This window comes from Nocardioides sp. Z24_21, assembly GCF_058134345.1.
Window position 1 is genome coordinate 796,090 of the sequence record NZ_JBYTTH010000001.1, and the last position, 12,194, is coordinate 808,283.

Consider the following 12,194-nt stretch of genomic DNA (forward strand, 5'->3'; position numbering starts at 1 on the left):
AATGAGTGACCCCATGAACGTCCTGGCCGCCGAGCACCGGCGGCTCCGGATCGGCGACACCTGGCGCGACGCCGCCGACGGGGCGACGTTCGACGTCGAGGACCCGGCCACGGGCGCGATCATCGCCGAGGTCCCGGACGCAGGCCCCGAGGACGGCCTCGCCGCCCTCGATGCCGCGACGGAGGCGATGGCGGCCTGGGCAGCGACACCGCCGCGCAAGCGCTCGGAGCTGCTGACCGCGACCTACCAGGCCCTGACCGACCGGACCGAGGAGATCGCCCGGCTCATCACGCTCGAGATGGGCAAGCCGCTCGCCGAGGCCCGTGGCGAGGTGGCCTACGGCGCGGAGTTCTTCCGCTGGTTCGCCGAGGAGGCGGTGCGCGTGGAGGGCCGCTACAGCACCGCTCCCGCCGGGGGCTACCGCATCCTCACCGTGCCGAAGCCGGTCGGCCCGTGTGTCTTCGTGACACCCTGGAACTTCCCCCTGGCCATGGGGGCGCGCAAGATCGCTCCGGCGTTGGCCGCTGGCTGCACGACGATCACCAAGCCTGCCGGGCAGACGCCCCTCACGATGCTGCTCCTCGCCCGCATCATGGAGGAGGTCGGCGTCCCTCCGGGCGTCGTCAACGTGGTGACGACCGAGCGTTCCGGCGAGGTCGTCTCGGCGCTCCTCGCCGATCGGCGGACCCGCAAGGTCTCGTTCACCGGCTCGACCGAGGTCGGCCGCCTGCTGCTGCGTCAGGCGGCCGACAACGTGCTGCGGACCTCCATGGAGCTCGGCGGCAACGCGGCCCTGATCGTGTGCGCCGACGCCGATCTCGACGTGGCGGTGGACGGCGCGATGGTGGCCAAGATGCGCAACATCGGCGAGTCGTGCATCGCGGCCAACCGCATCTACGTCGAGGAGCCGGTGCGCGAGGAGTTCACGGCGCGCTTCACCGAGCGGATGGGCGCGCTGTCGATGGGCCACGGGCTCGAGGACGGCACGGACGTCGGGGCGCTGATCGACGAGGCCTCGGTCACCAAGATCGACGGCCTCGTCACCGACGCCGTCGAGCGCGGCGCCAAGGTCCTGGTGGGCGGCGAGCGCCCGGACGGCCCGGGGTACTTCTACCCGCCGACGGTCCTGGTCGACGTCCCCGAGGACGCCCGGCTGCTGGAGGAGGAGATCTTCGGCCCGGTGGCGCCGATCATCTCCTTCACCTCCGACGACGAGGTGATGGCGAAGGCCAACGACACCGAGCACGGCCTGGTCGGCTACGTCTTCACCCGGGACCTCCAGCGCGCGCTCCGCTTCACCGAGGGCCTGGAGACCGGGATGCTCGGCATCAACCGCGGCCTGATCTCGGACCCGTCGGCCCCCTTCGGCGGCGTGAAGCAGTCCGGGATCGGCAAGGAGGGGTCGCACGAGGGCATCCTCGAGTACCTCGAGGTCACCTACGCGGCGGTCGACCTGCCGTGACCGACCTGCTCCGGGTGCCCGTCAGCGAGCACCGCGACGTGTCCACGCGCGTCCTCACCGCCCTCGGGGTGCCGGAGGCGGCGGCGCGCGAGCAGGCGGAGCTGCTGCTGGAGGGCGACCTCCGCGGCCACGCCTCCCACGGCCTCCGCCGCCTCGACATGCTCGCCCAACGGCTGCGCAGCGGTGCCGCACGGGCGGACGCCCGGCCCACGAGCACCTGGGTCACGGAGTCGGTCCTCGTCGTCGACGGTGACGGCGGGCTCGGTCCCCCGATCGCCCGGCGCGCCACCGAGGAGCTGCTCGGCAGGGTCGCCGAGAGCGGGGTGGCGGTCGCCGCCGTCCGCAACGCCAACCACCTGGGCATGCTTGCGCCCTACGTCGAGGCGATGGCCGCGGCAGGAGTTGTCGGCATCGCGCTGACCACCAGCGAGGCCCTGGTCCACCCGTGGGGCGGGACCCAGGCACTGGTCGGCACCAACCCGCTGGCCGTCGCCGTGCCGGTGCCGGGCGAGGACCCGCTCGTCCTCGACATGGCGACCGGCCAGGTGTCGCGCGGCAAGGTCCTCGACCACGCCGCCCGCGGCCTGCCGCTGGCGCCCGGGGACGCTGTCGACGCCGACGGCGTGCCGACCACGGACGCCGCCGCCGCGGTCGACGGGGCGATCAGTCCGTTCGGGGGCCCGAAGGGCTACGCCCTCGGCGTCATGCTCGAGGTGCTGGTCGCGACCCTGACCCGCACGGCGCTCGGCCAGGACGTGCGCGGGACCCTCGACCCGACCGATCCGTCCACCAAGGGCGACCTCTTCATCGCCATGGACCCGGCGGTCTTCGGGTCCGGCACCGCTCCGGTCGCCGACTACCTCGCCACGCTCCGGCAGACCACGCCGGCGCCGGGGCACGACCGGGTCCTCGTCCCCGGCGACCGGGCCCGGGCCACCCGCGCCGCCAACCTCGCTGCCGGCGTCCCGGTCGCCCAGGGGACCTGGGCGACCGCCCAACAGATCGCAGCCGACCTCTCCGAAAGGCACTGACATGCTCGAGACCGTTCGTGGACCACGCCAGCTGATGGTGGGCGAGGGAGTCGCGGAGAACGTCCCGCGGGTGGTGGCCGAGTGCGGCTCGCGCGTCCTCATCGTGACCGACCGCGTCCTCCTCGCCCAGCCGCGGGTGGCCGAGCTGATCGCCGCCGTGCAGGCCAGGGTCGCCACGGTGGCGGTCTTCGCCGACGCGACGCCCGACGTGCCCCTCACGGACGTCGACCTCGCGGTGGCCGCCGCTGCCCAGGTCGACGCGGACGTACTGCTCGCCATCGGTGGCGGCACGGTCATCGACCTCGCCAAGATCGTCGGGGTCATCCACCGCTACGGCGGAGCGCCGCGCGACTACTACGGCGAGTCCCGGGTGCCCGGACCGACGATGCCCCTCGTGGCCGTGCCCACGACATCCGGCACGGGCTCCGAGCTCACCCCCGTGTCCGTGCTGACCGACCCCGAGCGCGAGCTGAAGGTCGGTGTCTCGAGCGTCCACATCGTGCCCGACTTCGCCGTCGTCGACCCCGAGCTCACCTACTCGTGCCCCGCGACCGCCACGGCGTACTCCGGCATCGACGCGTTCTGCCACGCGGTCGAGAGCTACATCGCCGCCCCCCGTGCCCACGAACCGCGCGACCTGGTGGAGCAGGTCTTCCTCGGCCGCAACCCGATCACCGACCACTACGCGCTCCAGGGCGCCGAGCGCATCGCCCGCAGCCTGCGCCGCGCCGTCCGCGACGGCAACGACGTGGTGGCCCGGGCGGACATGTCCTACGGGTCCGTGCTCGCCGGGCTGGCGTTCTCGCACGCAGGCAACGGCGCCCCGCACGCCCTGCAGTACCCGATCGGCGCAGCCACCCACACGCCGCACGGCCTCGGAGTGGGACTGCTGCTGCCCTACGCCCTGGTCGCGGCGCGCGAGGTGATCGGCGACCGGCTGGCCACCTTGTCGAGGGTGTGCGGACTGGAGGTGGACGGCTCCTCGGAGAGCGAGGCCGCGGACGCGTTCGTGCCCTGGCTCGTCCAGCTGCTGGCAGACATCGGCATCCCCGCCAGCCTGGCCGACATCGGCGTCGAGCGCGCCGACCTGCCGCGGTTCGCCGACATGGCCAGCGGGGTCACCCGGCTGATCCAGAACCACCCGGGTCCGACCGACACCGCCAGCCTGACGGCGTTGCTCGAGGCCGCGTGGCTCGGCGACCCCACCGCAGCGACTCGCTGATCGACCGGGACGTCACGCGCTGACGTCGACCCACCGCTCCCCCACCGCGACCGGGCGCACCCGGCCGCCCGTGGCCGCGGCGACGAGCTCGTCGAGGCGCTCGACCTCACCGGGCGGGGCGGCCAGCAGCAGCCGCACCTGCGCGTCGTACGTCGCGTCGAGGACCGCGACGCCCCGTGCGCGCAGCTCCCCCTCCACGCGGCCCGCGTCGGCGTGGTCGAGGTCGACCGCCAGCTCGGTCAGCAGCGAGCGGCGCAGCACCCCGGCCTCGGCCACCGCACCCCGCACGGCGTCGCCATACGCCCGGACCAGGCCGCCCGCGCCCAGCAGCGTGCCGCCGAACCACCGGGTCACCACCGCCGCGACGTCGCTCAGCCCGGCCCCGCGGAGCACCTCCAGCATCGGGGCGCCCGCCGTGCCCGCCGGCTCGCCGTCGTCGGAGGAGCGCTGGACGGCGGCGTCCGGACCGAGCACGAACGCCGAGCAGTGGTGGCGCGCGTCCCAGTGCTCGCGGCGCAGGGCGGCCACGAGCGCGCGGGCCTCGTCCTCGGTGGACACCCGGCGCAGCGTGCACAGGAAGCGCGAGCCGCGGTCCTCCACCATCGCGCTCGCGTCGCGCGCGATCGTGAGGTAGGACGTCACGCCGGGCGTTGCGACGGCTCGTCGGTCGTGTCGGGCTCGGCGGCGGGACTCTCGGTGGGACCCTCGGTGGGATTCTGGGTGGGACTCTCGGCGGGGCCGGGCTTCCAGCGCACCACCACCTCCTCGAACCCCTTGTGCCGCTGCATGCCTGCGTAGAGGGCGTAGGCCGTGCGGTCGGCATCGGTGAGCTCGACGTTGTCGGTGAACGGCGTGAGCAGGGCCCGCGGCCACAGCCGGCGCGAGAGCACCACGTTGATCTCGGTGGCCAGCACGGCCATCACCGCGCCGATCCACAGGAAGCCGATCAGGCCGAGGACGAGGCCGAACGTCTTGGTCATCGAGGTGGTGTTGACCAGCGTGCGGTCGACGTAGGCCGCGCCGCCGATCTGGAGCAGCTGCCACATCACCGCGAGGGTGAACCCTCCCGGCGCCGCCCGCCAGAACGAGTGCTGGCCGGTGGCGGCGAAGCGGAAGAGGTAGGTCAACCCGGTGCCGACCAGCAGCACGGTGAGCAGCGGGAGCAGCCCCTTCACCGCGCCGCCGATGACCTCGGTGAACAGGTCGGTGGTGCTGGCGATGGTCGACACGATCGTCACCGCGAGCAGCGAGAGGCCGGCGGTCAGGAGCAGCAGCAGCGTCTTGACCCGGGCGTAGAACGGGTTGGGACGGCTGTTGCGCGGCACCGACCAGGCGACGTGCTGGGTGTTCTGCAGCGCCTGGCCGAGCCCCATCGCGCCGTAGAGCGCGGCGAGCCCACCGACGACGACACCGGTGACCGAGCCCTGCAGCCCCTCGGGCCGGCCGAGCTCGTCGCCGATGATCGGGAACTGCGAGAGCGCGGAGTTGAGGATCGCCTCCTGCCACTGCGGCTCGTTGCGCAGGACCAGGCCGAGGATCGAGGTGCCGAGCAGCATCAGCGGGAAGATCGCGATGAAGGCGTAGTAGGTCAGCGCGGCCGCGAGGTAGGGGCCCTGGTCGTCGAAGAACTTGTAGACGACGGCGATCGGGAAGCCCAGCACGGGATGACGGCGTTGGAACCCGTCGACTGCCGAGACCGCTCCCACCTGATGGAGGCTACCGGGCGCATCCGCCGATCCCGTCACCACCAGCCGAGCAGCTGTCCGCCGAGTCGCACGACGAACCCCGACACCACGACGAGGAAGAACGCCCGGACGAAGCGCGCGCCGCGCGCCATCGCCAGCCGGGCGCCGCAGTAGCCGCCGGTCACGTTGGCAGCCGCCATGACCAGCGCGAGGTCCCAGATGACCGCGCCCTGGGGGATGAAGACGGCCAACGCGGCCAGGTTGGTCGCCCAGTTGGCGAGCTTGGCCTTGGCGGACGCCTCGAGGAAGTTGTAGCCCAGCAGCCCGACCAGCGCGAACACCAGGAACGAGCCGGTGCCGGGGCCGATGGCGCCGTCGTAGAACCCGATGGTCAGGCCGGTCAGGGCCACGACGGCGAGGTGTCGGCCCTGCTGGAAGCGCAGCCGGGTCAGCTCGCCGACGCTGGGGCGCATCAGGACGTAGCCGCCGACGACCACCAGCACCACGAGGATGATCGGGTCGAAGGCGCTGCGCGGCAGCATCGAGGCCACCAGCGCTCCCCCCGCCGACCCGAGGCCGGCGGCCAGCATCAGCGGCAGGAACGTGCGCGGGTCGGGCCGGATGCGCCGCACGTACGTCGCTGCGCTGATCGACGTGCCGCAGAAGGAGGCCAGCTTGTTGGTGGCCGCGATCTGGACCACCGAGGCGCCCGGCAGGCCGATCAGCAGGGCGGGCAGCTGCACCAGGCCACCGCCGCCGACGACGGCGTCGACGAACCCGGCGACCAGCGCCGCCAGCACCAGGAAGAGGACGACCTCGGCGGAGAGGTCACCCATGTCGAGCCCCCACGTCAGCTGGAGGTGGTGTCTCGGCTGAACTCCTGCACGACGACGGCGTCGTAGTCCTCGGGCATGGTGGCGCTCAGGCCGGGGCAGACGAACTCCTGCGACTGGTCGGGCTCCATGGTGGCGGCCGAGCAGTTGAGGGTCGCGACCGGCGCCCCGTCGGCGGAGAACACCATCTCGAAGAGCGCTGCCCGCTCCTCGTCCGAGGCGTTGGTGATCGTGCCCCTCACCTCGGGGGTGGTCACCTCCTCAGCGCCCGTCGACCGCTTGACGCCGGTGAGCTTCCAGCCCTCCTCGACGCTGAAGCCGTTCCAGGTGAAGGCCTCGCCGACCTCGACCTCGACCGGGTCGGTGCCGGTGTTGACGTCGTCGCCGCACGCGCCCAGCGCGCCGAGGCACGCGAGGGACAGCACGGTGGCAGCGAGCCGCCTCACGAGGAGGCCACGAACGTGAGCAGGTCCTGGCGGGTCAGCACGCCGATGGGCTTGCCGTCCTCCTGCACCAGCACGGCGTCGGCGTGCTCGAGGAGCTTGACGGCGTCGGCGGCGGCCTCGGTCGAGCCGATGGTCGGCAGCGCCTCCGACATGTGGTCCTCGACCTGGTCGGTCAGCTTGGCGTTGCCGGTGAAGAGCGCGTCGAGGAGGGTGCGCTCGGAGACCGATCCGGCGACCTCGGCGGCCACGATCGGCGGCTCGGCCCGGACGACGGGCATCTGGCTGACGCCGTACTCCTGCAGGATGTGGACGGCCTCGGCGATCGTCTCGCCGGGGTGGGTGTGCACCAGGTCGGGCAGCCAGCCGGCCTTGCCGTGCAGCACCTCGCCGACGGTGCGGTGGTCGGCCTGCGCGCCGGTGGCGAAGCCGTACTGGCCGAGCCAGTCGTCGTTGAAGACCTTGGTGAGGTAGCCGCGGCCCGAGTCGGGCAGCAGCACCACGACCACGGCGTCGGTGCGCCCCTCGGCGGCCAGCTCGTGGGCGACCTGGCGGGCGGCGAAGGCGGCCATGCCGGCGGACCCGCCGACGAGCATGGCCTCCTCACGGGCCAGGCGCCGGGTGAAGGCGAACGAGTCGGCGTCGGAGACCTCGATGACGCGGTCGGCCACGCCCCGGTCGTAGGTGTCGGGCCAGAAGTCCTCGCCCACGCCCTCGACGAGGTAGGGACGGCCGGTGCCGCCGGAGTAGACCGACCCGGCCGGGTCGGCGCCGACGACCTGGATGTCGGGGTTCTGCTCCTTGAGGTAGCGCCCCACCCCGCTGATCGTGCCGCCGGTGCCCATGCCGGTCACGAAGTGGGTGATCCGGCCGTCGGTCTGCTCCCAGATCTCCGGGCCGGTGGTCTCGTAGTGCGAGCGCGGGTTGTGGGGGTTGGAGTACTGGTCGGGCTTCCACGCCCCGGGCTGGGAGGCGAGGCGGTCGCTGACGTTGTAGTAGGAGTCGGGGTGCTCGGGCGCGACGGCGGTCGGGCACACCACGACCTCGGCGCCGTAGGCCTTGAGCACGTTGCGCTTGTCCTCGCTGACCTTGTCGGGGCACACGAAGATGCAGTGGTAGCCCTTCTGCTGGGCCACCATCGCCAGCCCGACGCCGGTGTTGCCCGAGGTCGGCTCGACGATCGTGCCGCCCGGCTGAAGCTCCCCCGACGCCTCGGCGGCCTCGATCATCCGGGACGCGATGCGGTCCTTCACCGAGCCGCCCGGGTTGAGGTACTCCACCTTCGCCAGCACCAGGGGGGCGGCCGCGCCCTCGGGGAGGTCGAGGGTCCGGCCGAGCCGGACGAGCGGAGTGTTGCCGATGAGGTCGAGGAGCGAGTTCACGTACTGCACCCGGCCAATCTAGCCCGCCGTTCGCCCGAGACCGTCACTGCCGTTGCGTAGCATCAGGGTGTGGGGGCAACAGGAGCAGCACGCAAGCTGGCATCGGCCGCCGCCCTGGGCGGTGGCGGGCTGTCCGTGCTCGGCGCCGGGCTCTACGGGGTCCTGGTCGCCGAGGCGAAGTTCGCGCGGCGGATCATCGGCAACGCGACCGACATCCCGCCCGACGCCACCGGCTGGTACGGCCGCGGCCGTCCCGGGCCGGCGATCCGCATCGCCCTGCTGGGCGACTCGGCCGCTGCCGGCTACGGCGTCGAGCGGGTCGAGGACACGACCGGCGCCCACCTGGCCACCGGCGTCGCCGCCCAGGCCGACCGCCGGGTCCACCTGCGCTCGTTCGCCGTGGTGGGCGCCCAGTCGAGCGCGCTGGGCGAGCAGGTCGACGCCGCGATCGGCACCCACCCCGACCTCGCCGTCGTGCTCATCGGCGCCAACGACGTCACCAACACCGTGCTGCCGTCCGCGTCGGTGCGCCACCTCGCGGAGGGCGTACGCCGCCTGCGCGAGGCGGGCATCGTGGTCGTCGTCGGCACCTGTCCCGACCTCGGCACCATCCGCCCCATCCCGCCGCCGCTCAAGCAGATCGCACGCGAGTGGTCGCGGCGCCTCGCGGCAGCGCAGACCATCACGGTCGTGGAGAACGGCGGCCGGTCCGTCTCGCTCGGCGACATCCTCGGCCCCGAGTTCGACGCCGCCCCCGCGGTGCTCTTCGGTCCCGACCGGTTCCACCCCTCGGCCGACGGCTACAAGCAGCTCGCGTCGGTGCTGGTCCCCTCGTGCCTGGCCGCCCTCGACCTGCTGCCCGAGGACGAGGCGATGCCCGAGCCGCGGCGTCGCGAGGGCATCCTCCCGGTCGCGGCCGCGGCCGTGCGTGCCGCGCGCACGCCCGGCACGGAGGTCGACGGCACCGAGGTCGGCGGCACCCAGCGCGGCCTGCGCGGTCGCTGGGTCGAGCTGCGGCACCGCCGGCGCCGCCCCACCCCCGACGCGGAGTCGCCGGGCGAGCACGAGGAGGAGGACACCGCCGGGGTCTCCCCCGCCGGCACCTCCCCCGCCACCAGCCGATCCGGCAGCAGCTCCGCCGGCCAGGACTGAGCCTCCGGACGCACCGCGGCCCGCCCGAGCTGTGCTCGGGCGGGCCGTGGTGTGTGGTTCAGGTGGTGCGGCTCAGCGGATCAGTCGCCACGCAGGATCGCGAGGATCCGGAGCAGGTTGGTGTAGATCCAGACCAGGCTGACGGTCAGGCCGAAGGCCGCGCGCCACGACTCGCGCTCGGGGAGGCCGGCGGCGACGCCGTTCTCCACGAAGTCGAAGTCGAGGATCAGCATGAAGACACCGAGCGTCAGGCCGACGATCGACATGACCAGGCCCAGGGTGCCGAAGCCGAACAGGCCGGTCTGGACGCCGAAGAGGCTGAGCACCAGGGACAGCAGGCCGAGGCCGACCATGCCGAGCATGCCCGCGACCACGAAGGTGCGGAACTTGGCGCCGACCTTGATGTCGAAGAACTTGTAGGCGGCCAGCGTGCCGATGAAGGCGGCGAAGGTGCCGAGCACGGCCTGGGTGACGATGCCGTCACCGAACTGGGCGTCGAACACCTTGCTGATCGCACCGAGGGCGACACCCTCGGCGGCAGCGAAGGCCAGGACCAGGGCGGGGCTGATCACGCGCTTGAAGCTGTTGACCAGCGACAGCAGGAACGCGCCGCCCGCGCCGAGCATGGCCAGCAGGCTGGCCTGACCCAGTGCGTCGCTGTCGGCCACGGTGCGGCCGAACGAGTCGGTCGTGACCATGTCGCCGATCCACCACCAGGTGAGGAACGCCGTCACGAAGACGAGGCCCACCGACATGGCGGTCTTCTGCACCACCGAGTCAACGGTCATCCGGCCCTGGTCGACCTGACCGGGCGCGCCGGTGCCCCACGTCGACGGGTCGGTGCCGGCGTCGCCGTAGCCGGGGTAGGCGGAGCCGCCGCCGGCGTGGGTCTGGTTGCCGTAGGCGTTCGACGAGGCGCGGTTGAACTCCTCGGAACGGGCGAAAACAGGGTTGTTGCTCTTCATGGTCTCTCCTTGGAGGCCGCCCCCGGAGCTTCCGGAGGGTGGGCGCCGTCGCGGTGACGACGCCTGTGGTGTCACGCCACTCTAGCCGGGGTGACATCGGTTGAAACGCGGGCACGGACCGCGGTGTTCCCCTCACAGCAACTTCTCAGGTTGGCGCGCGATGTCAAGCGACCTTGACAACTCCGGTCATGTCAAGCACCCTTTACGTCGTGCGCAACACCATCCGCGAGGTACGGCTCGAGCGAGGCCTGTCGCAGGCCCAGCTCGGGGAGGCGATGGGCGTCTCGCGTCAGACCATCATCTCGATCGAGACGGGGCGCTACCTCCCGTCCCTCCCGTTGGCCGTCAGCCTCGCCCGATTCTTCGACACCGCAGTAGAGGAGCTCTTCCATGACGACGACTGACGTCACGCAGCGCAGGCGCTGGACGATCCCGACCGTCGCAGTCGCGATCGGTGTGGCCTACCTCGTCGCAGGCCTCATGGGCGGCGACACGGCCTTCGCGTGGGGCGGCCTGGCCCTGATGACGGCGGTGGCCGTCGGGGCCTGGTTGCTCAGCATCCGCAGCGAGACCGTCGAGGGACTGCTCGATCGCCGGGACGAACGCATCAACAGCATCGACCGCGACGCGTCCCTCGTCAGCGGGATGGTCGTCCTCGTCGCGGTCCTGGTGGGATTCGTCGTGGAGGTCGCCCTCGGGCGGGACGGACAGCCCTACGTCACCCTCGGCGCCATCGGCGGACTGGCGTACGTCGCCGCGCTGGTCTGGCTCCGCTTCCGCCGGTGATCCGCCGCAGGCACGACCTGGAGCCCGATCGCGACCTGGTGGTGCCCCGGCTGGGGTTCGAACCCAGACTGTGCGGTTTTTAAGACCGCTTCCTCTACCGGTTGGGATACCGGGGCGGCGACCTGGAGCCAGGTCAGAGGTAGGTCTTGCGAGCGTAGACGGCGTGGGCGCCGGCGGCGCGATCGAGGAAGAGCAGCCCGTCGCAGTGGTCGATCTCGTGCTGCAGCGCCCGCGCCTCGAACGCCTCGGCCTCGATCTCGACCTCCTCGCCGGTGCCCGGCAGCTGGCCGCGTACGACGACCCGGCTGGGACGCTTGACGTCGCCGGTGAGGTCCGGGACGGACATGCACCCCTCGCGGGCCTTCTCGTTGCGGCTGCCCGAGACCACCTCGGCGTTGCACAGCACGAACGTGCCGTGGTGCGCCCGGGTCTTGGGATGCTCGGAGACGTCGACGCAGAACACCTTGGCGCCCACCCCCACCTGCGGCGCGGCCAGGCCGACGCAGCCGGGCGAGACCCGCATGGTGGCGACCAGGTCGGCGGCGAGCCGGACGACGTCGGGCGAGGTCGGGTCGACGCTCTCGCCGACCGTCGACAGCACGGCGGCGGGCGCGCGGACGACCTCGCGGAGCTCCCCGGCCACGCCGAGGTCGGTCTCGGTCCACTCCAGGACCCGGGTGTTGACGACCATCGCTCGCGTGCTCAGAGCTCGTCGGTGTCGGCGGCGCGGAGGGTGACCCCCACACCGAGGTCGGCCGCGACCCGGGAGAGCTCGCGCTCCACGGCGCTGGCGTCGGCGCCGGACGGGAGGTCGACCTCGGCGACGAGCAGGTAGAGGTCGCCGGCCAGCCGGGTGGTGAGGTCGGTGATGTTGCCCCCGACGCCCGCGATGACCGCGACGACGGCAGACACGATGCCGGGCCGGTCGCCGCCGTGGACCGACAGCACCCACGACGTGCCGTCGCCGGCCGCCCGGTGCTCGGTGGGGACCTCGCGGACCGTCACGGTCAGGCTGCCGTCGGCGGTGAGCGGCGCGAGCGCCTGCTCGATCTCGGCGTCGGGCGCCGAGCCCTCGCAGACCAGCATCATCGCGAAGTGGCCGCGCAGCAGGGTCATCGTCGAGTCCTCGAGGTTGAGGCCCAGCCCGGCGAGCCTGCCGGTGGTCTCGGCGATGATGCCGGGGCGGTCGTGGCCGAGGACGGTGATGGCGTGGAGGGTCACGCCGCGCATCCT

General features: G+C 72.6%; 14 protein-coding genes and 1 tRNA gene. 6 read left to right on the forward strand and 9 right to left on the reverse strand.

Going from position 1 to position 12,194, the window contains the following annotated elements:
• Window position 1: 1 nt before the first annotated feature.
• The 3 genes from AC3X7Z_RS03905 to AC3X7Z_RS03915 are packed head-to-tail and all read left to right on the forward strand — an operon-like array spanning window position 2 to window position 3,715.
• Window positions 2-1,462: an NAD-dependent succinate-semialdehyde dehydrogenase gene (locus tag AC3X7Z_RS03905; protein ID WP_489975063.1), complete on the forward strand. Its 1,461-nt coding sequence runs from the start codon at window positions 2-4 to the stop codon at window positions 1,460-1,462.
• Complete coding sequence (locus AC3X7Z_RS03910) at window positions 1,459-2,493, forward strand: Ldh family oxidoreductase (protein ID WP_186342722.1); 1,035 nt, start codon at window positions 1,459-1,461, stop codon at window positions 2,491-2,493. Before AC3X7Z_RS03905 ends, AC3X7Z_RS03910 begins: the two co-directional genes overlap by 4 nt.
• Window position 2,494: 1 nt before the next feature.
• The gene (locus AC3X7Z_RS03915) at window positions 2,495-3,715 is read left to right on the forward strand and encodes an iron-containing alcohol dehydrogenase (protein WP_186342721.1); all 1,221 of its coding nucleotides are present in this window, start codon (window positions 2,495-2,497) and stop codon (window positions 3,713-3,715) included.
• A gap of 12 nt (window positions 3,716-3,727) precedes the next feature.
• Here the strand turns inward: AC3X7Z_RS03915 and AC3X7Z_RS03920 are convergent, their stop codons facing one another.
• Genes AC3X7Z_RS03920 through AC3X7Z_RS03940 form a run of 5 tightly spaced genes read right to left on the reverse strand, consistent with a single transcriptional unit; the run spans window position 3,728 to window position 8,067 of the window.
• Window positions 3,728-4,357 carry a YigZ family protein gene (locus AC3X7Z_RS03920; RefSeq protein ID WP_186342720.1) on the reverse strand — a complete coding sequence of 210 codons (630 nt, stop codon included), beginning with the start codon at window positions 4,355-4,357 and terminating at the stop codon, window positions 3,728-3,730.
• Window positions 4,354-5,421 carry a YhjD/YihY/BrkB family envelope integrity protein gene (locus tag AC3X7Z_RS03925; RefSeq protein ID WP_489975064.1) on the reverse strand — a complete coding sequence of 356 codons (1,068 nt, stop codon included), beginning with the start codon at window positions 5,419-5,421 and terminating at the stop codon, window positions 4,354-4,356. The genes AC3X7Z_RS03920 and AC3X7Z_RS03925 overlap by 4 nt, the downstream gene beginning before the upstream one ends.
• 35 nt (window positions 5,422-5,456) lie before the next feature.
• Window positions 5,457-6,236, reverse strand: coding sequence for a TSUP family transporter (locus AC3X7Z_RS03930; RefSeq protein WP_186342718.1), 780 nt, complete (start codon window positions 6,234-6,236; stop codon window positions 5,457-5,459).
• A gap of 14 nt (window positions 6,237-6,250) precedes the next feature.
• Window positions 6,251-6,658, reverse strand: coding sequence for a hypothetical protein (locus AC3X7Z_RS03935; RefSeq protein WP_186342717.1), 408 nt, complete (start codon window positions 6,656-6,658; stop codon window positions 6,251-6,253).
• A gap of 17 nt (window positions 6,659-6,675) precedes the next feature.
• The gene (locus AC3X7Z_RS03940) at window positions 6,676-8,067 is read right to left on the reverse strand and encodes a cystathionine beta-synthase (protein ID WP_489975065.1); all 1,392 of its coding nucleotides are present in this window, start codon (window positions 8,065-8,067) and stop codon (window positions 6,676-6,678) included.
• Between the two features lie 60 nt (window positions 8,068-8,127).
• Here AC3X7Z_RS03940 and AC3X7Z_RS03945 point away from each other — a divergent pair, with 60 nt between their 5' ends.
• The gene (locus tag AC3X7Z_RS03945; protein WP_489975066.1) at window positions 8,128-9,210 is read left to right on the forward strand and encodes an SGNH/GDSL hydrolase family protein; all 1,083 of its coding nucleotides are present in this window, start codon (window positions 8,128-8,130) and stop codon (window positions 9,208-9,210) included.
• Between the two features lie 80 nt (window positions 9,211-9,290).
• On the opposite strand, the gene AC3X7Z_RS03950 is transcribed toward AC3X7Z_RS03945, so the two are convergent.
• The gene (locus AC3X7Z_RS03950) at window positions 9,291-10,175 is read right to left on the reverse strand and encodes a Bax inhibitor-1/YccA family protein (protein WP_489975067.1); all 885 of its coding nucleotides are present in this window, start codon (window positions 10,173-10,175) and stop codon (window positions 9,291-9,293) included.
• 188 nt (window positions 10,176-10,363) lie between these two features.
• Between AC3X7Z_RS03950 and AC3X7Z_RS03955 the strand changes: the two genes are divergently transcribed.
• Both AC3X7Z_RS03955 and AC3X7Z_RS03960 read left to right on the forward strand, forming a co-directional pair.
• Window positions 10,364-10,579, forward strand: a complete 216-nt coding sequence (locus AC3X7Z_RS03955) for a helix-turn-helix transcriptional regulator (RefSeq protein WP_489975068.1) — start codon at window positions 10,364-10,366, stop codon at window positions 10,577-10,579.
• The gene (locus tag AC3X7Z_RS03960) at window positions 10,566-10,961 is read left to right on the forward strand and encodes a hypothetical protein (protein WP_489975069.1); all 396 of its coding nucleotides are present in this window, start codon (window positions 10,566-10,568) and stop codon (window positions 10,959-10,961) included. The genes AC3X7Z_RS03955 and AC3X7Z_RS03960 overlap by 14 nt, the downstream gene beginning before the upstream one ends.
• 39 nt (window positions 10,962-11,000) lie before the next feature.
• On the opposite strand, the gene AC3X7Z_RS03965 is transcribed toward AC3X7Z_RS03960, so the two are convergent.
• The 3 genes from AC3X7Z_RS03965 to AC3X7Z_RS03975 all read right to left on the reverse strand — a co-directional run bounded on the left by AC3X7Z_RS03965 (window position 11,001) and on the right by AC3X7Z_RS03975 (window position 12,182).
• Window positions 11,001-11,077 (reverse strand) — tRNA-Leu (locus AC3X7Z_RS03965).
• 17 nt (window positions 11,078-11,094) lie between these two features.
• Complete coding sequence (gene def, locus AC3X7Z_RS03970) at window positions 11,095-11,652, reverse strand: peptide deformylase (protein WP_489975070.1); 558 nt, start codon at window positions 11,650-11,652, stop codon at window positions 11,095-11,097.
• Window positions 11,653-11,663: 11 nt separating this feature from the next.
• Entirely contained in the window at window positions 11,664-12,182 is a 519-nt protein-coding gene (locus AC3X7Z_RS03975) for a glycine cleavage system transcriptional repressor (RefSeq protein ID WP_186342711.1), read from the reverse strand.
• Window positions 12,183-12,194 lie beyond the last annotated feature (12 nt).